We start from the raw sequence: 22980 nt of genomic DNA, 5'->3' as shown, positions 1-22980 counted from the left end.
ACCGGCAGCAAAAGACCAATTCATCTTAGAACGTCCCCAATGCTATTTAGCCATCGCTTAGGCCTGTGCACCCTGCAGCTCGCGGCGATCCGATTCGTCCCGGATGTCACCCACGATTTCCTCCAGAATATCCTCCATCGTCACCAGACCGATCACCTCGCCGGATTCGTTCGTGACGACGGCCATATGAACGCGGATTTGCTGCATCTTGATCAGGACGTCCTTAATCGAAGAAGACTCCGGAAAACGCGGCATGTCATGGATAAAGTCATTCACGCTGCAGTTTCTCCCGGCCGCTATGCCCGTCAGCATCTCTTTCGTATGGATAAACCCGATGAAATCCTCCGCGGGTCCCGCTTCCGTCACCGGATAACGGGTGTAGTCGTAATCGCCGAGAACTTCCAGGATATTGGCAAGGGGCCACCCTCGTTCTACCGTGACGATGCGATCTTTGGGGACCATGATTTCCCGCAAAGTGCGCTCTTCAAAAGCAAAAATATTGGTCAAATACCCCATCTCGGTCTGGTTAATTTCGCCGCTCTCGTAGCTCTGATCCACGATCCACTTCAATTCCTCTTCGGAATGGACCGTTTCATGCCCGGCCGGCTTTACACCGAATAGTCGGAGCAGAAGACGCGAAGCTCCATTCAGTGCATAGATGAACGGATACATGATCTTCCCGAACCAATACAGGGGAGATGCCAGCAGCAGCGTCATTTTCTCGGCAAATTGGATCGCCAATGTCTTAGGTGCCAGTTCCCCGATGACGACGTGTAGGAATGTAATGATCCCAAGAGCAATGATATAAGAAAGTACCGTTGCAGCGGCCGCCGGCACGTCGAATCGTTCAAACAGCGGATGGAGCATCCTTTCGACGGTCGGCTCGCCCAGCGCGCCCAGCACGAGGGCCGTAATCGTAATTCCAAGCTGGCAGGCGGACAAGTAGTAATCCAGCTCATGGGCTACCTTTCTGGCCGTAACCGCCCGTTTATTCCCTTCTGCGATCAATTGATCGATCCGGGACAGCCTCACCTTCAAGATGGCGAATTCGGCGCCCACAAAAAATGCAGTCAGTCCTATGAACACGGCAACCAAAAATAAGTTTAACGCGATTATTCCGTCCAATAATTTCCCTCTTGCGAGGGATTCACCTCCAAAAAAAGTTATGGTCCGAATGTACAGGAGATCATGCCCTTCCTGAATCATCCGTGTCTGAGAATGACGTGTTTGATCTGGAAATTATCCGTTTCCGCTACGGCCCATATATGCTCGCCATGCTGAATCTCATCGCCGTCTTGAGCTGTTGTGCCTTTCTGGTACTGTATCCAGCCGCCGATCGTATCCATCTCCTCGTTATCCTCGAATACCAAGCCGAAGCGCTTCTCAAGCTCCTCCAAGAGAACCCGTCCGCTAATCAGGTATTCGCGTTCCCCAATCTTCCGGATATCCGCTACTTCATCTTCGTCGAATTCGTCGCGAATTTCCCCTACGATCTCTTCCAGCACATCCTCCAGGGTCAGAATCCCGGCCGTACCGCCGTATTCATCAATCACCAGAGCCATATGCATCCGCTCCTGCTGCATTTTTAACATGGCATCCTGGATCGGTGTATGTTCAAGCACGACCGGGAGGTCCCGAACGAATTCCTCCAGCTTGCGTTCTCGTCCGGCCACGATGTGGGGCAGCATCTTTTTCACGTTGACGACGCCAACCACCCGGTCCTTGCTCCCCTCCTCGATGACAGGATACCTCGTATAGTTGTGCTCATCCAGAATAAGGACGATGTCCGGGTATTTCATTCCTTTATCCAGAGTGATCAGATCCGTTCTCGGCACCATAATGTCTTTGGCCACCCGCTCATCAAACGAAAACACGTTTTCCATGTAAGCCAGCTTGGTCCCATTGATCTCGCCGCCCTGAAAGCTCTGCGCCATGACGATGCGCAGTTCCTCTTCCGAATAAGCCTGCTCATGCGGCGCAGCTTTCACGCCGAACGAACGAAGCAGCACGCGCGAGGCCCCATTCAACGCCCAAATGAACGGATACATCAACTTTCCGAACCAATACAGCGGGGCTGCAAGGAGAAGCGTCGTCTTTTCCGAGAACTGAATAGCCAAGGTCTTTGGCGCCATCTCCCCCACCACGACATGCAAAAATGTAACGAGAATGAACGCAATGGCGTAAGAGGCAATCGAGGCCGTTGAAGCCGATACGTCAAACCAATCGAATACGGGGTACATGAAACGTTCAACAGCCGGCTTGCCGATGGCCCCAAGCCCCAGCGCCGTCACCGTAATGCCGAGCTGGCAGGCCGAGAGATAGTAATCGAGATCGCCGGCTACCTTTTTGGCAACAACCGCCTTCTTGTTTCCTTCCACAATCAATTGATCGATCCGCGACATGCGGATTTTAACAACGGCGAACTCGGACGCCACGAAAAAAGCGGTCAACGCAATCAGTATGGCAAGAATGATTAAATTAGTGATGGTAATAATGTCCAATAATTTCCCTCTTCAGAGGGATTCACCTCCAGATTGAATTAAGGCCCTATGTTTGGGCATCAGAACGAGTCATGTCTATATTCGATATTTCCATAAAAAAGAGATAGTTCGCAGATGAGAGTATTACAGCCTAATTCCGCATTTGGATCCATTTGCAATAACGCCTTCCCAATGAACTACCTCCTCTCCTGGAATCTATTTTTCATATTTATGAAAAAATTATATCATAACGGCTGCCAAACCATCCAGTTGCACGTTATGGTTTGGGAGCGGATTTCAATACGAATTTACATAATTCTCACTTGTTTGATGAGGTATATTCTTTTATATGTTAAATCTGTCCTGTTATGTATTAAAATGCTCACAATATCGGTGTTTATCCAAACAAACCAAAAGGCCGCCGGCTTGAAGGATATGTGCATGCGGTTCAAACATACTAGAAAAAACCGCAGGATCATGGCGGATCCTGCGGCTTTCCCTCTGCTAATTATCGTGCCCCGTTATCAATGGAGATCGACGGTTTTGTTAATATCCGAGTCGCCCTCCGGCTCTTGGCCCACCATTTTCTTGAAGAAGGCTTTTACCGTTTTGGTTTTGTTTCCGGTTTCCCAATACTCTGCGGTGTCCGTATCCACCTTGATCAGAATAATGTTAGGATCGTCGTAGGACGTTTGCAGAAACTTCTCATATGCCGCATTCCAGAGCGCCTTTTTCCGCTCTAGGTCGTCCACGGCTTGGGCCGTTCCCCGAATCGATACATAGGATTTGCCGACATAAGCGATATTGACGTTGGGATTGGCCATAATTTCTTGATATTTGCTGGTGTCCCTTTTCGTCAAAAACCACAAATCGCCGTCGAATTCGATATCCTGCGTTTGCATCGGTCTGGAATTGATCCCGCCCTCCGATATCGTGGAGAACATCGCCGTTTCAATATCCTTGATAATATCCTTCACGGTCTCAACCGCTTCCTGGTTCACTACGGTTCCGTTTGACATCTCAATCACCCCATCCTTGTATTTAGTCTCTATTTACACTTCCCCAAAATAAGTTAAACGATGAATCCTTTATAACTCCGTTTTCGATTGCTAAGTCATCCATTATGATTAGACAAAGTTTTAACCGTCGCCTGCACCAAAAAAAGCCGGAAGCTGCCAGCGCAGTCCGACCTTTTTGTGGATCGAATCATTTAGAATCTTACTCATTCCTTTGTACGTACCTTGTGCCACACTATACGAGCGCTTTAATTTCAAGCACGTAAACAGATGAAGGTCGTAACAGGTGCCCCCGCTGCCATGCCTCTGCCGGCACCTTGCTTTCCTGGCACACGATATGATCCGGCTGGAACACGGAGTTCACATCATCGTAAGAATTGCCGGTGATTTCATAAAGGATCGTTTCCCCGGAAGCCTCGAAGGCCTGCAAATCCAGTACGGCCGTTACCTCCTCCAGGCTGCGGTTAACGATAAATACGGTCACTTGGCTGCCGTCGTCATTCGTACCGGCCACAATGTCCAGTTCCGGAAGCGCATCAAGCTCCATAGGCGTCTCCTTGTTTGATGCCACGGAGAAAGTGCCGCATTCCGCTTGGACGGGGAGAAGACGACGGACGTCGCGATTCGCGTAAAGCTTTAACACTTCATAGGTCGGCGTCCCGTAAATCGCGAGCGGAAGCCCGCTCCAACCGGACTCCTTGCCGCAATACTGATCTGCGTAGTAGTCCCCGACCCGTATGCATCCTCCGAGCCAGCCATTCACAAGATCGGAGAAGCTGCCGATATGCACCATGTCGCTGCAGCGAATCATTTCGTTCAAGTTGGCGGCATTGGCCACCGCGGCACCTAATGTATGCTCGTTCGGCAGCCCTTTTCGCACCGTATTCGGATAGTACATCGTGTTGTATTCGGTGATCGCCAGCTTCACGTGACTATGCTTGGACTCGGATCGAATCAACTCCGTTGTCTTCCGGATATGGTGCCGGGTCCACTCGGGATAGGAGGCTATCGCCTTATAGCGTTCCTCTGCCGGCGTATCCCGATTCATGCCGAAGGGGCCGTAGCCGTGATATAAATGCAGCGTCAAGTAGTCCATATACTCGCCTGCCAGATCCAACACGGTCCGGTTCCATTCCTGCTCGTAATGCCCGCAGGCCAGCAGCATGATGGAAGCGTCCGCCCCCTTCATGGCCTTGGCAAACGATATGGTCCGCTTTGCAAACTGTTCTGCCGTACAAGTGCCGACCTGCCATTGGCCCCATACCTCATTGCCGATCTCCCAATACTTGACGTTGTATGGCTCAGGGAAACCGTTTCGGGCACGTAAAGCACCCATGGGTGTATCCACGCTCCCATTGCAGTATTCGATCCACTGCGCAGCTTCTTCAGGAGTACCCGATCCATCGTTCACGCAAATCAGGGGCTCCACCTGCAGCTCGCGGCAAAAACGGATGAATTCGTCCGTACCGAAATATTTGCTGGTCCATCCTCCCCAGGCTTCGTTATACATGACCGGTCTCTCCAGAACCGGACCGATGCCATGCTCCCAGTGGTAAGCGCTGATGTAATTGCCCGCGAGCCTCATCATGCCCGCATTCAGCCCTCTCGTCATCTCGATCACTTCACGCTTCACCATCGCGATGCTATCGACCGGCAGCAGGGACACGTGATCGATCCAGAGCATGCCGGTGGAGACGTGATCGATCCACCTTGGATGCTCGGCCGGAACATACACCCGGATCTCGGCATCACTGCAAGCGCGTGTGATCGACAGCTCACCCACGTATTCATACCAATTGTGGCTGCCGAGCTCCACGCGAAGCTGTCCAAGCGTTTCTTCCGTACGCCGGTCCACGGCTTCGACCATCGCGTATTGAAGCTCGATGGAAGCGCGGGCAACAAGCCGGACCGTATACTTCATCGGACCCTTTAATGCCGCTTTCTGCGCGATGCCGGCATAGGCTTCGTCATCGCTCAGGATCCGGATTCGCTGGGCGCGTCCCGAATGCCGGGGCGCCGGGGATTCCATCGCGTACCCGGTGTTGCGTCCGTTGGTATAGGCGCGCCAGCTTCCCGACACCGGCGTCTTGGTCTCCGCCTCGCTTTCAAAATCCATGTCCCTCAGTGGAAACGCAAGCATCGCCTCCATATGATCCCGAATATCCTCCACAAAATGACCGAACAGGTAAGGATTGATCGTATGCTCGCTCTTGCGGCTGCAATCAATGGTAATCGTTGCGTTTGTATTCAACATATAACCTCCCCAAGCAATTTTAGGCTGGCCCATGCGATCGGTATCGGAAATCAACCTTTAATCGAGCCAATCATGACGCCTTTAACGAAATGCCGCTGCACGAACGGATACATCAGCAGTACAGGTAAACTGGAGACGATAATGACCGCGTATTTGATGCTTTCGGCAAGCAGGATGCTTTCTTCCAGTCCCACGCTGCCGTCCACTGCATCCGATTGGCTGATCAGCAATATTTCGCGCAGCACCAGCTGAAGCGGATGCAAATTCTCGTTGCGAATATAGATGAGCGCATTAAAGAATGAATTCCAGTGGCCGACCGCATAAAACAACACCATCACTGCCAGGATCGGCTTGGATAGAGGCAGAATGATACTGAAAAGCAGCCTCCAGTTGGAACAGCCGTCGATATGGGCGGCCTCCTGCAGCTCCCAGGGAATACTCGATTGGAAATAGGTCCTCATCACGATCAGATTGTAAGTGGCAATCGCGCCGGGAACAATCAGCGCCCACATCGAATCGACCATTCCCAAATCCTTGACCAGCAGATATGTTGGAATCAACCCTCCGCTGAAGAACATCGTCAGCGTGATAAACACCATGATTGCATTTCGGCCTGGAAGGTCAGGCCTCGATAGCGGGTAGGCCGCCAAAATCGTCATGATGATATTGATCACTGTGCCGACGACTGTATAGATGATCGTGTTACGGTATCCCGTCCAAATCTTTTCGTTTTGCAAAATATTTGTGTAGGCATCCAGCGTTACGCCTTTCGGCAGCAGCCAGACTTCGCCGTTCAATACCCTGGTCGGATCACTGAACGAAGCGCTGACAATAAAAATCAACGGGTACAGCACTATGACGATAATGATCGCGGCGATCACGTAGATGATGACATCGAATACCCGTTCATTCGCTGCCTCTTTTACTGTCGACGGCTTGGACATGGCGCGTCCCCCCTTTACCATAAGCTTGTCTCTGACGTCTTGCGCGCAATCCGGTTTACGAACAGCAGCAGGAACAGATTGATGACCGAATTAAACAGTCCGATCGCTGCCGTGTAACTGTATTCTCCCTTTAAAATGCCTGTCGTGTAGACAAACGTGGAGATGACGTCGCTCGATTCCAGATTCAGGTTGTTCTGCATCAACAATATTTTTTCAAAGCCAATGTTCATGAAATGGCCGATATCCAAAATGAGCAAAATGATAACGACAGGCGCGATTCCTGGCAAAGAGATGTGCCAGATGCGCCGCAGCCTCGATGCCCCGTCCATCTTGGCCGCCTCGTAGAGCTGCGGGTTCACCCCGCTCAGCGCCGCAATATAGATAATGGATTGCCACCCCATGTTCTGCCAGATGTTAGAGCCGATAAAGATGGTCTTGAACCAGCCGGCTTCCTCAAGAAAACGGATCGGCGCACCGCCGACGGCCTCGATCAACAGATTGATCGGACCGCTATTGGGCGAGAGGAACACGTTTAGAATGCCAACGATCACGACCACCGAAATAAAATGCGGTATGTATGTAATGTTCTGCAGCCATTTGCTGAAGGTCTTGCTGCGTATTTCATTGATGATCAACGCCAGCAGGATCGGAATCGGGAAGGCAATCAACAAGGAAAACAAATTGATGGACAGCGTATTCCACAGCAGCCGCCAGAAATAATACGAATCAAAGAAGCGTTCGAAATGGCCGAAGCCCTCCCAGCTGCTGCCGAGGATCCCTTTTGCCGGATTGAAATTTTTAAACGCGATTTGCAGCCCGTATAGCGGACCATAGTGAAAGACCAGATACCAGACGACCGGCAGAAGCAGCATGAGATACAGGTCATATCGCTTGGCCATTTGCCTTAATAGGCGGGAACCCCGCCTCGAATCGCTTCGAGGCAGAGCCATCGATGAATCGGCTTTGATACGCTTCATGGGCATCCACTCCTTATCCATGATGTGGCAGCATTATTTCTGCATCTTGTCATAGGCATCCTGATACAATTTCTCCAGCTCGCCGATTTTCATCTTCTGGAGCGTGGATTGGAATTCTCCCCACTTGTCGAAGCTAAGCGCGCCAACAATGAATTTCGTGCTTTGCTCTTCGTAATATTTGTCGATATCGTTGCGAAGAATGTTGACCTGCTGCGCGGTTTGCTCGTCAAACATCGGAGCCGCATAACGAACCTTCGGCATGAACGGATCCAGCTGCTGCTGCGCCTCCTGTACCTGCGGCGGGTTAATGAACGAGGCAACCTGTTCGCTGATGATGTGAGGCGCCCCCCCTCCCGCATAAGGCGTGATTTTGGCCTGGTTGGTAATATCCTTCAGGAAGTCCTCCGTGTAGTACGGAATGCCGTCCTTGAGCTCGTAGTGCTCCCCTTCCCTGCCGAACCTCAGAAGCGTCGAGCCTTCGTCACTATAGAAATAATCGATCCAGCGCATCGTAACTTCCGGGTATTTATTAATGGACGTGATCGCAAAAGCTCCGAAATCCCGTGCAATCGGCAAGGTCTGGCTTTGCATCCGATCTCCGCTCGGGCCAGCCGGAGGCGCGATTCCGGTATACTGGTCCTGGATCGACAAGAAGTTATTGTTGGTCTGGTCAAAGAAGAATCCCGTATTTCCCGAACCCTGCTTGGCCAAATATTGCGCTTCAGTGTGCGAGAAGATCTCAGGGTCGAGAAGCTTCTCCTTGTAAAGCTTGTTTAAGTACATGAGCATCTCTTTATTCTTGTCGCTGCCCATCCAGATGCTGACTTTGTCATTCTCGATGTTGATGTTATACCCGAGCTGCGTATCCAGCCCGAATGAGCCGCTCATCGCAGCCACGATCGCCAATCCGACACGGGCCGTCATCGGAAGTTCATCCTGCTTCCCGTTGCCGTTCGGGTCACCGTCGCGGAAGGCAAGCAGCACCTCATACAGTTCGTCCGTCGTCTCCGGCACCTCCAGATTCAGCTTCTCCAGCCACGTCTGGTTGATCCATTTCTTATCCGTCCGTGCCGCGCCCAGCGTCACAATGCCCGGAATCGCATAGATATGCCCCTCCGGCGTCGTGATGCCCGCGCGAATTTCCGGATATTCCTCCATCAATTTTTTCAGGTTCGGCGCATATTCATCAATAAGACCTTCCAGCGGGATCAGCTGTCCTGCCGATCCGTAACGAACAGCCTCAAGCGGCGACAGACCGGAGCGGAACAAGGCATCAGGCAGCTCATTGGAGGCGAACAACAGGTTTTTCTTCTCTTGGAAGCCGTCCGTCGGCGCTTCGATGAACTCGACCTTCACATTGCTCAGTTTCTCGTAATCCTGGAACACCGGCATCTCCTTGAACGGACCGTTCACGGGCGCAATCCGGGTGAACATCTTGAGCTCTACGGTCTGATCTACGATTGGAAACCCTGTAGTATGAACGACACTCTCTGTACCTTCGGGTGCAGCTTCTTTCTTCGAACCTCCGTCGGAACTGCATCCGGCCAGCATTAAGCTGAAAGCGATCATCGTAATGACCGCGTTTCTTCCCCAGCGTTTACGCATAAATAAGCGACCCCCATATCCCTTCATTCACCAAGCGCCGTTTGTAAGCGTTTACTGCCTGGTGTGTGAATATTATAATTCACCCTTTAAGACGGCCCATTACAAAAATATGACCATTTACTCCACATATTTTACGATCTGTGAACGACGGCTTCGCTGCATGCTTCATCTGCCGATCCGAATACTGGGTTTTTTGCCTAGCCTCTTCCCAAGCGGTTCAAATACTCCTGCGGAGTTACCCCCGTTATTTCCTTGAATACTTTAAAAAAATAGTTATGGGTCGTGAAACCCACTTGATTGCTAATTTCCTTGATCGAGTATTTGCCGCTTTCCAGCAGCTTCCGCCCTGCGTCGATCCGAACCTGATTCAGATACTCCGAGAACGTCCGCTGCGTCTCTTCCTTGAAGAGCCTGCTTAAATAAGAAGAGTTCAGGCCGATGGCACCCGCGGCCAGCTCCAGCGTGACATAACCCGGATACCTCTCCAGAATAAAATGAACGGCCTGCGTGACATGCCGTGAATACGGTCCCGCCGCCCGGTGCTGCTTCAGCAGGCCAAGCAAACCCGCATAGTAGGATTGCAGCCATTGCACCAGCTCCCTGACACTGCCGATTCTTCCGAGCTCGCTTCTTGAAGGAAGCTTCTCCTTCACGGCTTCCGGAGAGGGCATCCATGTCTTCCATGCCTTATCCCCGGTTAACATGAGCTCGCTGACAATCATCTGAATCGTATGCGAATGGACCGGCAGATGGCGGATCGAAGCAAAGATGGAGGAGATTAACCCGTGCACGTCATCGATATCCAGCCTTTCGATTGAAAGCAGCAGCTGCTTGTGTTCCTCGATCGTCAAAGATACACGCTGATCGTTTCCGCCGGCAAGTCCCCCGGCCCGGCCCGGCATTCTTGAAACCGCATTGCTTCCGGACGGCTCCATGGTGGAGGCGTCGAGCACCCGCTCAGCGGAGCTATAACTTGAGCCGAGTTGTGACAAGCTGGTGCATACATGTCCGACGGAGACCACGCAATTTAAATTAAGGAACAGCTCGAGCGCATGTTGAAGCTTCCTCATCCGTCCGGCGATCTCATTCTTTATGGCATGTTCGCTCCGCTCCTTGAACGCGAACGCGACAATAAACCGCCCCTCCTCCATGTAAGCCGCCGTCCGCTCCTGAATATCCCCCAAGCTCTGCTGCATCATATCGACCGCCTGCTGAACCAGTCGGTTCGTTTGCACGTCGCTGTAAGACTCCGTCAGCAGCAGGAACGGAACAATCTGCACGGCCGCTGCCGCATAGCTAAACGCGTGGGTGTACAGGCTGTTTTTTTGTGAGAAAGCCTTAACCTCCGTGGTTGCATCCATCCGTCCGCTAACGAGGTACACGATATAATCGCGGATCAGCGCAGGATTCAGCCTTTCGCCCACGGCCTCATGAGCCATGCGTTCTTCCAGCCGATCCTCCTGCCGTAATTCCAGGACTGCTTTGTTTAACAAGGCAGCCAGCGCTGCACCGTCCAGCCGATGCTTCAACAGATAATCGATGGAGCCGTTCTTCAGGCACTCCCTGACGTAATCATAATCATCATAGCTGCTGAGCATAATCGTCTGAATGAACGGATACCGTTCCTGGATCACCCGGTTGAGCTCTACACCGTTCATTTCGGGCATATTCACGTCAATAATCGCAATATGCGGGGGAGACTGCTCAATCATGGCCAAGGCCATCAATCCATTATGCGCTTGGCCGCATATTTCGAATCCATGCTCATTCCAGTCCAATAACGTGCGCAGATCATGTCGTACCAATGGCTCATCATCAACGAGCAGCACTTGAAACATGGCTTTATATCACCTCTTGTCGGGATTTGTCCGCACTCTCCATTTTTTTCGGCAGCCGGACCTCGGCCTTCGTATATAAACCCGGCTCACTGTACAGCTTGACGCCGTACGAATCACCGTACATATGAACGATCCGCTCATGCACACTCCGCACGCCCATACCGCTAAAACGGGAGGTTTCCCCCTTCCTGCCCGTCTCGCCCAGCAGGCGTGCCCGTTGCCCTTCCGTTATGCCCTTGCCATTGTCAATCACTTCAATCTTCAGGTCGCTGCCCTCATCGCATACGCGTATCAGCACGAGCCCCTCCTGCTCCATCGCTCCGATACCATGAATGACGGCATTCTCCACAAGGGGCTGGAGCATCAGCTTCAGCACCCGGCATTCCAGCAAAGCATCATCCTCAACCTGGGTGACCATTCGGATCGGCTCCATATACCTGTACTTCACGATCGAGATATAACGTTCAACATAATCCAGCTCCTCCCTCACTGTCAGATATTCGCTCGAATTGCCCAGAACGCCGCGCATGAGCTCAATCAGCGATCCGGACACCTCTTCGATATTCGGTACGCCGTTCATCTTGGCCAAATACTTGATGGTGTTAAGCGAGTTGTATAAAAAATGCGGATGAATTTGCGCCTGCAGCGCCGTCAATTCGGCCTCCCGCTTCTCCCTCTCGCTGACTCGAATCCCTTCGAGCAGTCGCTTCAATTCCTCCACCATGCTGACAAAGACGCGGTATAGCTGCCCGGTCTCGTCCTCGCTGGTTATCTCCTTTCTCGGAAACGTCAGATTCCCTTCCTTCACGAACATCATTAAGGACTTCAACCTCCGGATGTTGAGGGTGATTCGGGAAGATACCTGCAGGGAACCGATCAAGACTACGATAAAGACGATAACCGATACCTCCGCCAACAGTTTACGGAGTTTTGTTGATTCGCTAAGCAGCGAATCCATCGGTATCAAAGCCAGGGTGGTCCAGCCCGTATAACCGGATTGGCGGCTGACTACGATATAGTCTCTTCCGTCAATGGCTTGCTTCACGGCGTCCCCATCCCCTGCGAGTTCCCCATGAATGTTGAGGATCTTCTCGAACGAAGGGGCAAAGGACGGCGCCGATTCGGCCTCATAGACAAATCCGCCCTGCTTGTCCAGCACGTAGATCATGCTATCGGTGGTCGGCTTTACGCCGTATGTTTTTTGGATGAAATCATAATTCAAATCCACCATGACAACCCCGATCGTTTCACGGTTAAATCGAATCTCCCGTCCGACCGTGATGGCATTGGACGCCCCGGTCTGCTTGAAGTACGCGTGACGCGATCCATTCTGGAGCATATAATCCATCATTCCGGTCCTCAAGACCGTCTTATCCAGCCACGGACCACCTGAGAAAAACACCTTGCCGTTTAAACCGACAACGGCAATCCGAGAAATGTAAGGCTTGTAATCGATCAGAACGGATAGAAACTCATCGATCCGTTTCTGCTCTTGGAACCATTCATAACTAATTTCTTCATGAGGGCTCAGCAGGGTGTCGATCACCGTGTTTTTGTTGGTCACCACGACGGTGTTCAGGCGGTCGATCTCTTCCAGCATCATATTCAGCGACTCATCCGCCTGCCTGATGCTGTCCGAAACCGAGGTGATCGCATTCTGCATGATCGTCTCGCGCATGCTCATATACACGATGACCGTAATGGAGACGATGGACACAAGCGTTACCGCACTGAACGCAATAAAGATTTTCCCCTGAATACTTCGCCTCGGTGATATCCACCTTTGAATCGTAGAGAGTTTCATGGCGCGCGTCTCCTTTTTCCAGATCAGAAGAACCAGATCGTAAACGTTTACAAAAACGCAATTGCCGTCCGTACGGTCAGCATCGAACTCCGCGCATGGTTATGGGAGGCACCTTATAATAGATCTTGAAAGCCCTGGTGAACGAATATAAATTCGGATAGCCGAGAGACAAGGCAATCTCGGTAATCGTTGCGTCCGTTTCTTGTAACAACCGTTTCGCCTTTTCCATTCGTATGCGCTGAAGGTATTTTAACGGCGGCATGCCTACCTGATGGGTGAACATGTTGGAGAAGTATGACCGATGCACCCCGGCGAAATCGGCAACCTGCTGTACGGAAATCCCCTCGGTGGCATGCAGCTCCATATAATCCAAACACTCGTGAATCCATCCCGCAAGTTCCGTCGGCTGCGCGGAGGCCATATCCGGGACCATGCCGGCGAGCAGTCCATAAATCAAGCCGTGCAGCTCCAGCGATACCGCCGGTTTCCAGCGCTCGACTCCGGCCAGGGTATCAATGACGCGTTCGGAGGATTCCTTGACCTTAGAGGATATCATGTGTTTGCCGAACGGATTGTCCGGAAATAAGCCAGCCAGCTCCAGCAATGGCCTGACCCTGTTCCCGTCGACTGCCAACCAGCTCATCTGAAGCGAGGTATCCGCAGGCAGCATGCGATAATAATAGGTCCGTCCCGGAAACAGGCAGAACAGATCATTCTTCCGCAGATCCACTCGTTTGTCATCGAACTCCAGCCGCACCATGCCTTCATGTACAAAATGCAAGCTGTAACACTCGATTCGCTTCGGTCCGACCCTGTAATTGGGCTTGGCTATGCTTCGTCCCGCCCGGACAGGCCAGATCTGTTCCTCTTTATCCAAATATCCGGGCGTGTAATAGATGAACTCCGCATACTCATATTCGTATTCCTGCATGATGGCTCCCTCCTCTTTTCTTCATTTTTTCTATCCAGAATAACAAAATGACAACAAAAATATAACACCCCGCTATTTTTATAACCCGATATTTTCAATATGATCATACTAGGAGGCGATTACACTTGTCGAGAAGACCTAACATTTTGCTAATCACAAGCGATCAGCAGCATTGGAATACAATCGGAGCATTTCAGCCTGAAATCTCTACGCCCAACCTGGACCGCCTTGCACGTCAAGGAACGACGTTCGATCGGGCGTATTGCCCCAATCCCACCTGCACGCCAAGCCGGGCATCCATCATTACGGGGCAATACCCGAGTCAGCATGGAGCATGGACCCTGGGGACAAAGCTGCTGGAAGACCGCCATACCGTAGGAGAGAGCTTCCAAGACGCAGGCTATCGAACCGCGCTGGTGGGAAAAGCGCACTTCCAGCCGTTGAAATCTACGGAAGATTACCCATCCGTAGAGGCCTACCCGATTCTTCAGGATTTGGAGTATTGGCGGAAATTCAACGGACCTTTTTACGGATTCGATCACGTCGAGCTGGCCCGAAACCATACGAATGAGGCTCATGTCGGACAACATTATGCCCTATGGCTGGAGGAGCAAGGATGTGCCAATTGGCGGGAGTACTTCCTGCCCCCTACGGGAACTATGGATCCTTCCCAAACGTACACCTGGCCCATCCCGGAACAATACCACTACAATACCTGGATCGCAGAGCGAACCAACTCTCTTTTGGAGCAATATAAAAAGGCGGATGACCCCTTCTTTATGTGGGCAAGCTTCTTCGACCCGCACCCGGAATACCTGGTGCCGGAACCATGGGATTCGATGTATGATCCGGAAAAACTCACGATCCCATCCTTAACCCCTGGCGAGCATGACCGCAATCCGCCGCATTTCCGCTTGACGCAGGAAGAAAATCCGGATTTTTCGCATCTCGCTGAAACCGGGTTCGGCATTCACGGCTACCGTTCCCATCATTATTACGAATACGGCTCGAAATCCAGGTTAACGGAGTATGACAAGAAGAAGCTGGTCGCCGTGTATTACGGCATGATCAGCATGATGGATAAATATATCGGCAGCATTCTCGATAAACTGGATGAACAGGGGCTATCCGAGGATACGATCGTTGTTTTCACCACCGATCACGGACATTTCTTCGGCCAGCACGGCCTTCAAGCCAAGGGCGGGTTCCATTACGAGGATTTAATCAGGCTTCCATTCATTGCACGGTATCCAGGACGGGTGCCTGCCGGAAAAAGAACAGATGCGATGCAGTCCCTGGTCGACCTGGCCCCTACCTTCTTATCCTTCTGCAATATACCGATACCGCCAGTGATGACGGGCATCGACCAAAAGGATGTATGGCTCGGTAACGCGGACGCAGCGCGGCAGCATGCTCTCTGCGAATTCCGGCACGAGCCTTCGACGATTCATCAAAAAACGTACATCGAGCAGCGCTATAAGATCACCGTTTATTACAATCAAACCTATGGCGAGCTCTTTGACCTAGAAGCGGATCCCGGCGAGCTGCGCAATTTATGGGATGAACCGGGGTACGAGCAGCTAAAGGCGGAGCTTCTGCTTAAATACATCTGGGCCGAGCTTGGCAAGGAGCCGATGCCGATGCCGCGAATTCATCACGCCTGATGAAAAGGACAACCACATATTAGCAGCCTGAAAAAACGATTGACGCTGCTGGCCCGGCGATTTTGGACCTTCTGCTGCATCGGACCCCCCACGTTCAGGGGCGGGGATGCAATGCTGCCTATTATTGAGCGCGAAGTGGTGAGCTAGAAGAAGTGGGTAAAACGAGGAGGAAGTCGGTGGGTTTATCTCGCTTGCCGGTTCCGCTCCCGGCGGCGTAGGCATGAATGCGGCGGCCATGATCGGCCACCGGCAAGCCGGTATTGCCGGGGCTGTTTCGGCTGTGCTCGGCGTGACATGCCCCGCGTTTTTGATCGTGATTCTGATCAGCGTAGGCGCCGTTGTTTTTCGGGATCAACCCAAGGCTGAAGCCGCTTTAAAGGGGAGGCATGGCGCCATTATTGCGTTAATCGTCTTCGATGCGACAACAACGATAACCGCGCTTGCCACCGTATCGGTGATGCTGTTTACAGGCGTGCACCCAAAGACGGATAAGGGCGAACAGGCTAGAGTCCGGTACGAGCGATGTCCTGCCGGTGCGATTCGGTCAGCCGAGCAAAGTACCGAATGGCAAAATCCCGAAACAGCACCGCCGTATGCATGAGGTACCGCTCCTTCGGCCAAGACAAGGAAATCGAGCGCTTGCACCAGCTTTCTTCGAGTCTCAGCTGGACGACATCAGGCCCGGTTGATCCGCCCCATGTCACCACCGGCAGGAAGGCGACGCCCTGACCCGCTCGAATAAGACCGCGGACGGTGGCGGGGTCGTCGCTCTCGAATCGGATGCGGGGGGTAAAGCCGGCAAGGCGGCAAAAGGCATCCGTTGTTTCACGCAGCGATTTACCCGGAGGCAGGGTAATGAAGCTCTCTTCCTTGAGCTCCTGCAAGCTGACATGGTTCCGATCCGCGAGCGGGTGCTCGGCGGGAACGGCAACCACGATATCCTCTTCGAGCAAGCAGACCGACGCGGTTCCTTTTGGCGGAGTTGCTCCATCGGATAGGCACAAATCGAAACTCGGCATACCTTCGAACGACGAAACATGCTGCTGCAATTGAAACTCTGCATTCGGCCATTCTTTGCGGAAATCGGCCAGTAGATCCGGCAGTAAATGCGAGGAGACGCGAACATCAAGCGTGATGGCGGCGGAGACGCAGCCATTAGCATCCTGCAGCTTCAGCTTTCCATCCTCCAGCGCTTGCAGCGCAATATCCACTTGATGGAGAAACAGCTTGCCGTGCTCGTTCAGCCGTATCGTTTTACGCTCCCGATTGAACAGCTTCGTTCCCAGCTCGGCTTCAAGCGACGCGATCATTTTGCTTAATGCCGGCTGAGAAATATGTAGGCTATGGGCTGCTTTTGTTATGTGCTGCATTCGGGCGGCAGCCTGAAAATACTTTAATTGCAACAGTTCCATTCCGATCCCCACTTTCTACAATACATAACCTAGAAGTTATAATGAATATAAATCAATATATATTAGGGTTCATAAATTATACAAGATATAATAGTCTCAAATCGTAAGGATAGGAGACGATCGACTTGATCGTACAGACAGTATCAGGAACAGTGGAAGGCGAAAATTTAAACGGTGCGTATGTATTCCGGGGCATCCCCTATGCGGCCCCGCCAGTCGGCAGGCAAAGATTCAAGCCTCCGGCACCTCCGCAACCCTGGCCGGGCGTGAGGCAGTGCAAGCCATTCGGACCTATCGCACCGCAGAAGCATAATCCGCAAGGCTTCATCCCGGAGCTTGTACAGTCCGAAGATTGCCTAAACTTGAATGTGTGGACACCAGGCGCAGGCGATAAGTTAAAGCCTGTCATGGTCTATATCCATGGCGGGGGATTCATATCGGGCAATGGAGCGGAGTGCGACGGATTCCGCTATGCGGCCGAGGATGGAATCGTCTATGTATCGATCAATTATCGGCTTGGCGCTTTAGGTTTCTTGTATTTAGGAGGGCTGCTGGGCAAAGATTATGAAACCTCGGGCAATAACGGAATGCTCGATATCGCAGCTGCACTGCGATGGGTTCAGTTGAATATTACCGCTTTCGGCGGCGACCCGTCGCGAGTAACCGTCATCGGCAATTCTGCCGGGGCCAAATGTACGGCCACCCTCTACGCGATGAAATCGGCACAGGGCTTATTTCACCGGGCCATTGCCCAAAGCGGCGCAACACAGTCGATACGGGATTGCCAAACCGCCAATGTCACGACTCTCCGGCTGCTAGAAGAGCTGGGATTATCTCCAGCGCAGGCGCATCAGCTGCTTGAACTTCCTGCGGAGAAAATAATCGAAGCGCAGTCAACGATCGGTTCCGATACCTCGCGCAGCCTGCACATGTTCGGTCCGGTATCGGATGGCCATGTTATCCCTGTGGCTCCCCTGGCGAGCCTAACCGGCAGCGTCGATCTGCCGCCGCTGCTGATCGGCACGAACGAGGATGAAGCAGCCATCTTCATTCAGGATGATCCCGTGCTCCAATCACCGGCCTTCGAGACGCTCAAACGATTCTTCGGAGCGAATGCCGCTGTCGTGTGGGACGCTTATGGTCGTTATAACCAATCGATGTCATCGGGTGATGCGTGGAACAAAGCATTAACCGAGCATCTATATACGATTGGTGCGATGCAGTTCGCGGAAGCCGTGGCAACGCCCGGAACATCGGTATGGATGTATCGGCTTCAATGCGGCGGCACACTCGGCGCGATACACGGTTATGAAGGCAGTCTCATCCATGCTGCGTTAACCCGCAACCCCATGTCCGAAATGCCCATCAATGCAGATCCATATGCTGTAACAGCTGAAAATTATGCACTGGCAGACGCCATGCGGAAAACATGGGTTGCATTTATACAAAGCGGAGATCCGAATATCCATGCGCTGCCGGCTTGGCCCCTCTATGGAAGCGGGCAAGCCACCATGGTTCTGGACAAGATTAGCTGCGTTCGCGATGATCTGCCGGTTCCGGCCGGGATCGGCGTCCCTCATCAGGTTTGGAGGATGGTCTGATGCAGTTGGTCGATATTGCCCTCGTTATGGTGCTGCTCGGACTCCTTCTCGGTTTTGTAGGTGCAGGCGGCTCAGGTTTCATTATATCCATCCTAACCGTCGTATTCGGTTATCCCATTCATACCGCGCTGGGTACCGCACTGGCGGCGATGTTCTTCTCGTCGCTTTCCGGTTCTGTCAGCCATTACCGGGAAGGGAACATGGCGCTGAAGACGGGGGCCGTCGTCGGCTTGGCCGGTGCGGCAGGGGCATGGGTAAGCTCAGGCTGGTCCTCGCTTATTCCCGAGGATAGGCTGGGCTTCATGACATCCGGTATGCTGTTCGCCTCTGGACTAGCTTTATGGTTCAGGATGCTGTACGTCTCACGTCAGTCGAAGGCTTCCGGGGACTCGGCGCCACCCGTCATCCATGACTTCCGATACTGGCTGCAGGCGCTGCTAATCGGACTCATAACCGGCGCCTTATCGGGGCTGTTCGGAATCGGCTCCACCCCATTCATCCAGTTAGGGCTTATGCTGATTCTCGGCATGTCGATGCGTGTTGCCGCCGGCACGACCATGCTGGTCATTATGCCAATCGCACTGGCCGGAGGAGCCGGGTACTTCTCCATCGGGTACCTGGATGTTCAACTGCTCGCCGCTGTTGTGATCGGTACGATGTCCGGCTCGTATGTGGGGGCAAAGTTTACGAAGCGGGTACCCGTTGGTTGGTTGAAAACCTGCATGGTCCTCACCCCAATGATGGGTGCTGCCATTCTATTGCTGTAGAGAATGCCCAACCCGTCAGGGAGTTGCATTAGCACAAACATGATCTCTAAGAATTGCTGCGCAATCTCCCGGTCATGCCCTGACGCACGCTTCCAGTCGAATCCATTCCTTTTATCCTTCTTCGCCGATCATTTGCAGCTCAATTTGTTTCATTTCATAAAAATATCCCTGCTGCTCCATCAGCTCTGCATACGTGCCCGCTTCAATAACCCTGCCTTGGTCCATAACCAGAATCCGGTCCATCTCTTCCAAGCCGGTCAGTCGATGGCAAATCAGAACAAGCGTATCATTAACCGCTTGCGCCAGCAGATGCCGAAAAACGCGCTGCTCCGTAACGTAATCCAGCGAAGACGTCGGTTCGTCCAGCAGCCATAACCGGCCTTCTCGAAGCATCGCCCGGGCCAAGGCTAAGCGCTGCTTCTCTCCCTCCGACAGATTCTCCCCTTTTTCATACACTCTATCGTCCAGGGACTTGTTCGTCAGCTGCACGTTATCCAGTATATCCGACAACGCTTGATCGGAATGATGTTCCTCATTCAGCAGGAGGTTGTCCCGAATGGTGCCCCGAAAGAAATGACTGTGCTGCAGCACAACCTTTGCGGCTTGCCAAATGCTCGTTTCATCCAGATCCTTAACCGACGTATCATTTAAACGAATCTGGCCGTCTGTCGGCGTGCGCAGCTTGAGCAGCAATTCGATCAGGGTTGTTTTCCCTGATCCGCTCGGCCCGACAATGGCGGTTTTAGATCCTGCTGGCAAGTAGAGTGAAATGTCTTTCAGCGCTGGGCGCCATTCATCATCATATTGAAAGGAAACATCCCTCAGCTCAATGGAAACGGCTTTCTCCATAGGCAGGACGCAGCTTGGCTGCGACGGCTGCTGTTCTGCGGCATGGACCGTTTCCGCAAGCCGAGCTGCCGCATGTTCGCTATCCAATTTATAAGCAGGCAGTGTGGCCATCGGCGCAGCTTCTTCAAACACCGTAAGCGAAGCCATGACCAGCATGGCTAGAAATACGCCGGCAAGCGAGCCATCCATAATTAAATAGGCGCCAAGAATCAGGACGCCCCACGAAATCAGATACGTTACAAAAACATGCAGCGATTGCCCGCGCAGCAGATGCCGGGCTGCCGCTTGCTGTTCCGCTGCCAATGCGGCGGAGGTACGCTGCAGCTGCCGCTCCCGATTTTTCATTTGCCCGTATACTTTCAAATCGCGGAACCCGTATAGCAGCTCGGTCACTTCCGTGGAAAGCGCCGCTCGTTCTTGGCGCACGCGCCCATGTATCCTTCTCTGTCCAAGGAGAACAAGTCCGGGAACCACAAAAGCCGTTGCCAGCATCCCCAGCACAAACAAGCAGGCAATCCAGAATGAAAAAGCGGAAGTAAACAAAACCGTAGCCAGAAACACCATAACAACAATGACAGGCGGATAGGCAACGCGCAGAAAGTAATGCTGTAAGCTCTCCACATCCCCGACGATCCGTGCGAGCAGCTCCCCGCTCCGCTTTTTACCCAATATCCCGGGCGTCAAAGGAACCAGCTTGGCAAAAAAGGATGTCCGCAAACGGCTGAGCAGAGAGAATGTCGCCCGATGGGAATACAAGCGTTCCGCGTAGCGGCTTGCCGCCCTCAGCAGACCCAGTATTTTTACCAGGGACGTCAGCACAATCAAGGTATACAGCGGCGGAGCAAATACAGTCTGGGAGATCACATACCCGCTTGCGGCAAAGAGGCATACACCTGCGATGCCGGCAACGAACCCTCCAAGGATCGCGATGGCAATATCCTTCCGTTCCTGAATCATCGCCTTGGTTAAAATAGCCCACTCATTCATGCGAGTCCCCCTTTCCGCTGCGCATCCACCAGATCAGCATATTGGGGCAGACGAGCTAGCAGCTCATCGTGGCGCCCGCTGTCCAAAAGCGCTCCGTTATCCATAAACAATATCCGGTCGGCATGCCGTATCGTGTACAAGCGGTGCGCCACGGTCATCATGGTCGCCTTGCTTGCAAGCTCGGCAATGGACCGCTGCAGAACGCGTTCGGTATGCAGGTCCAATCCGACGGTGGGCTCATCAAACAAAATAACGGAAGGCCGCTTCAAAAAAGCACGGGCCAGCGCCAGCCTTTGCTTCTCTCCGCCTGATAATCCCCTGCCCCCTTCGCCGACAAAGGTGTCATAGCCTTGCTCCAACTCGGCTGCAACCGCAGCAAGTCCGGCAGCCTCCGCCGCCTGCACGACTTTTTCCCTGGTGACGTCCCTGCCCGCGCCAATCGCAATATTGTCGGCAAACGTGCCGGCAAAAATATACGGATGCTGGGTAATGTAGCTGACATGTTCGAACCATGAAGCCTCATCGTAATGCGCAAGCGGACGTCCGTTCACCAGCACTTCTCCCGATGTTGGCGCAAGCAGACCGGCAATGAGATGCAGCAAGGTGGTTTTGCCGGATCCGCTTTTACCGACGATGGCGATTTGCTCCCCTGGCCCAAACGACATGGAGCCGGCAGCAAGCTCGAACGAATCCGCCCCATACCGAAACCGGACATCCCTCAGTTCGATGGTTGGCGGCATCCGAATCAAACCCAAAACGGCTGTCCCAGGCTTATCCGCCATATCCTTCAGGTCGGCCTGGTGTGTCCTACCCTTTTTCCCGGCCTCCTCTTGCCCATCTGTCACTGCTCCTGCTTCCCTTGTTTCCGTAAGCATCTCCTCTACTTTTCGGATGGCCCCCATGCTGGTACGACCGCTGTGAAAAGCAGTTCCCGTGTTTTTTAACAAGCTGTAAAATTCGGGCACCAGCAGCAGGATCAAAAAGGCGGTATGGAAGGAAAGCGATTTGAAAACCAGCAGCTGCAGCGCCAGCTCAAGCGCGACAACGCCAATGCTAAGCATGACGATGGATTCCAGCATGAAGGTGTTGGTAAATGCAATCCGTAAAATGCCCATCGTTGCATCCCGGTAGCCGAGGCTGCTGCGTTCAATTTCCTGCTGCTGATGATCCGTCCGTCCAAACAGCTTGAGCGAAACCAGCCCTTGAAGAGAGTCGAGAAACGTACCGGAAAACTCGGCCAGCTGGGCGAATTTCTCTTCCGATTTGTTCTTTGTTTTCAGCCCCACAAGCACCATAAATACCGGGATAAAGGGGGCGGTAACCAGCATAATCAAGCCGGAATTCATATGCTCCGTAAAAACAATGACCAGAATCAGGGCAGGAATGATGGCGGCTTCTATCATACGCGGCATATACTGGCTGAAATAACTGTCCGCCTCGTCCACGGCATCCAGCGCCACGCTGACCTTTCCGCCCGTTTGTCCACGAAGCGTTGAAGCTACGGAAGCGTTAGCCAGCTTTTGCAGCACCGCTGCTCGCATCTCCGTCTTGGCGCTGGCAGCCATGTGCAGGCCGATGATCCCGTTTCCATAAGACAGCAGCGTCCGCGCAGCCATCACGACCAGCAATGCGCCAAGTATGGCAGCTACCGACGAAAAGGAAGCCCGCTGCACAAAAATACGCTGAACCGCTTCAGCGAGCAGTGCGGCCTGACCTGTCATCGCTGCACCGAGCGCAAGCGACATGAGCCCTAAGAGTATCAACCGTTTCCTTTGTGCGGACATTTGCTGGGACAGCAGACTGGTTTTCCCCTTCAAATAAACTCCCCTCCTTTATCCTAAACCGATACAA

17 protein-coding genes are annotated in these 22980 nt (G+C 52.7%); 4 read left to right on the top strand and 13 right to left on the bottom strand.

The window, feature by feature from the left end:
• Positions 1 to 57: 57 nt before the first annotated feature.
• The 10 genes from DP091_RS10145 to DP091_RS10100 all read right to left on the bottom strand — a co-directional run bounded on the left by DP091_RS10145 (position 58) and on the right by DP091_RS10100 (position 13849).
• Entirely contained in the window at positions 58 to 1125 is a 1068-nt protein-coding gene (locus DP091_RS10145; protein ID WP_113058212.1) for a hemolysin family protein, read from the bottom strand.
• A gap of 77 nt (positions 1126 to 1202) precedes the next feature.
• Positions 1203 to 2501, bottom strand: a complete 1299-nt coding sequence (locus DP091_RS10140) for a hemolysin family protein (protein WP_113058211.1) — start codon at positions 2499 to 2501, stop codon at positions 1203 to 1205.
• Positions 2502 to 3004: 503 nt separating this feature from the next.
• Entirely contained in the window at positions 3005 to 3499 is a 495-nt protein-coding gene (locus DP091_RS10135) for a pyridoxamine 5'-phosphate oxidase family protein (RefSeq protein WP_113058210.1), read from the bottom strand.
• 232 nt (positions 3500 to 3731) lie between these two features.
• Positions 3732 to 5747 carry an alpha-L-arabinofuranosidase C-terminal domain-containing protein gene (locus DP091_RS10130; RefSeq protein ID WP_113058267.1) on the bottom strand — a complete coding sequence of 672 codons (2016 nt, stop codon included), beginning with the start codon at positions 5745 to 5747 and terminating at the stop codon, positions 3732 to 3734.
• 53 nt (positions 5748 to 5800) lie between these two features.
• Complete coding sequence (locus DP091_RS10125; protein WP_071221947.1) at positions 5801 to 6694, bottom strand: carbohydrate ABC transporter permease; 894 nt, start codon at positions 6692 to 6694, stop codon at positions 5801 to 5803.
• A 14-nt stretch (positions 6695 to 6708) separates the two neighbouring features.
• A complete protein-coding gene (locus DP091_RS10120; protein ID WP_113058209.1) occupies positions 6709 to 7671 on the bottom strand; it encodes an ABC transporter permease in 963 nt (320 codons plus the stop codon).
• A 33-nt stretch (positions 7672 to 7704) separates the two neighbouring features.
• Complete coding sequence (locus DP091_RS10115) at positions 7705 to 9276, bottom strand: extracellular solute-binding protein (RefSeq protein ID WP_113058208.1); 1572 nt, start codon at positions 9274 to 9276, stop codon at positions 7705 to 7707.
• Between the two features lie 197 nt (positions 9277 to 9473).
• A complete protein-coding gene (locus tag DP091_RS10110; RefSeq protein WP_113058207.1) occupies positions 9474 to 11114 on the bottom strand; it encodes a response regulator in 1641 nt (546 codons plus the stop codon).
• Between the two features lie 4 nt (positions 11115 to 11118).
• Complete coding sequence (locus DP091_RS10105) at positions 11119 to 12918, bottom strand: sensor histidine kinase (protein ID WP_113058206.1); 1800 nt, start codon at positions 12916 to 12918, stop codon at positions 11119 to 11121.
• Positions 12919 to 12994: 76 nt separating this feature from the next.
• Positions 12995 to 13849, bottom strand: a complete 855-nt coding sequence (locus tag DP091_RS10100) for an AraC family transcriptional regulator (RefSeq protein ID WP_113058205.1) — start codon at positions 13847 to 13849, stop codon at positions 12995 to 12997.
• A gap of 125 nt (positions 13850 to 13974) precedes the next feature.
• Here DP091_RS10100 and DP091_RS10095 point away from each other — a divergent pair, with 125 nt between their 5' ends.
• Together DP091_RS10095 and DP091_RS10090 are read left to right on the top strand one after the other, a co-directional pair.
• Positions 13975 to 15513, top strand: a complete 1539-nt coding sequence (locus tag DP091_RS10095) for a sulfatase family protein (RefSeq protein WP_113058204.1) — start codon at positions 13975 to 13977, stop codon at positions 15511 to 15513.
• 220 nt (positions 15514 to 15733) lie between these two features.
• On the top strand, positions 15734 to 16114 hold the full coding sequence (locus DP091_RS10090; RefSeq protein ID WP_258394469.1) for a chromate transporter: 381 nt from the start codon (positions 15734 to 15736) through the stop codon (positions 16112 to 16114).
• Here DP091_RS10090 and DP091_RS10085 read toward each other — a convergent pair.
• Positions 16017 to 16925 (bottom strand): LysR family transcriptional regulator, encoded by a 909-nt coding sequence (locus DP091_RS10085; protein ID WP_113058203.1) that lies wholly within the window; start codon positions 16923 to 16925, stop codon positions 16017 to 16019. The genes DP091_RS10090 and DP091_RS10085 overlap by 98 nt on opposite strands.
• 125 nt (positions 16926 to 17050) lie before the next feature.
• Between DP091_RS10085 and DP091_RS10080 the strand changes: the two genes are divergently transcribed.
• Together DP091_RS10080 and DP091_RS10075 are read left to right on the top strand one after the other, a co-directional pair.
• A complete protein-coding gene (locus DP091_RS10080; RefSeq protein WP_113058202.1) occupies positions 17051 to 18526 on the top strand; it encodes a carboxylesterase/lipase family protein in 1476 nt (491 codons plus the stop codon).
• Positions 18526 to 19293, top strand: a complete 768-nt coding sequence (locus tag DP091_RS10075) for a sulfite exporter TauE/SafE family protein (protein WP_113058201.1) — start codon at positions 18526 to 18528, stop codon at positions 19291 to 19293. Before DP091_RS10080 ends, DP091_RS10075 begins: the two co-directional genes overlap by 1 nt.
• 111 nt (positions 19294 to 19404) lie before the next feature.
• Here the strand turns inward: DP091_RS10075 and cydC are convergent, their stop codons facing one another.
• On the bottom strand, positions 19405 to 21129 hold the full coding sequence (gene cydC, locus DP091_RS10070; protein WP_113058200.1) for a thiol reductant ABC exporter subunit CydC: 1725 nt from the start codon (positions 21127 to 21129) through the stop codon (positions 19405 to 19407).
• Positions 21126 to 22946, bottom strand: a complete 1821-nt coding sequence (gene cydD, locus DP091_RS10065; RefSeq protein WP_113058199.1) for a thiol reductant ABC exporter subunit CydD — start codon at positions 22944 to 22946, stop codon at positions 21126 to 21128. The genes cydC and cydD overlap by 4 nt, the downstream gene beginning before the upstream one ends.
• Positions 22947 to 22980 lie beyond the last annotated feature (34 nt).

The sequence above is a fragment of the Paenibacillus sp. MDMC362 genome, assembly GCF_003269305.1.
Taxonomy (GTDB): Bacteria; Bacillota; Bacilli; order Paenibacillales; family Paenibacillaceae; genus Paenibacillus_AQ.
The sequence above is the reverse complement of the archived record's forward strand: the minus strand, read 5'-3'. Positions and strand labels throughout refer to the sequence as shown.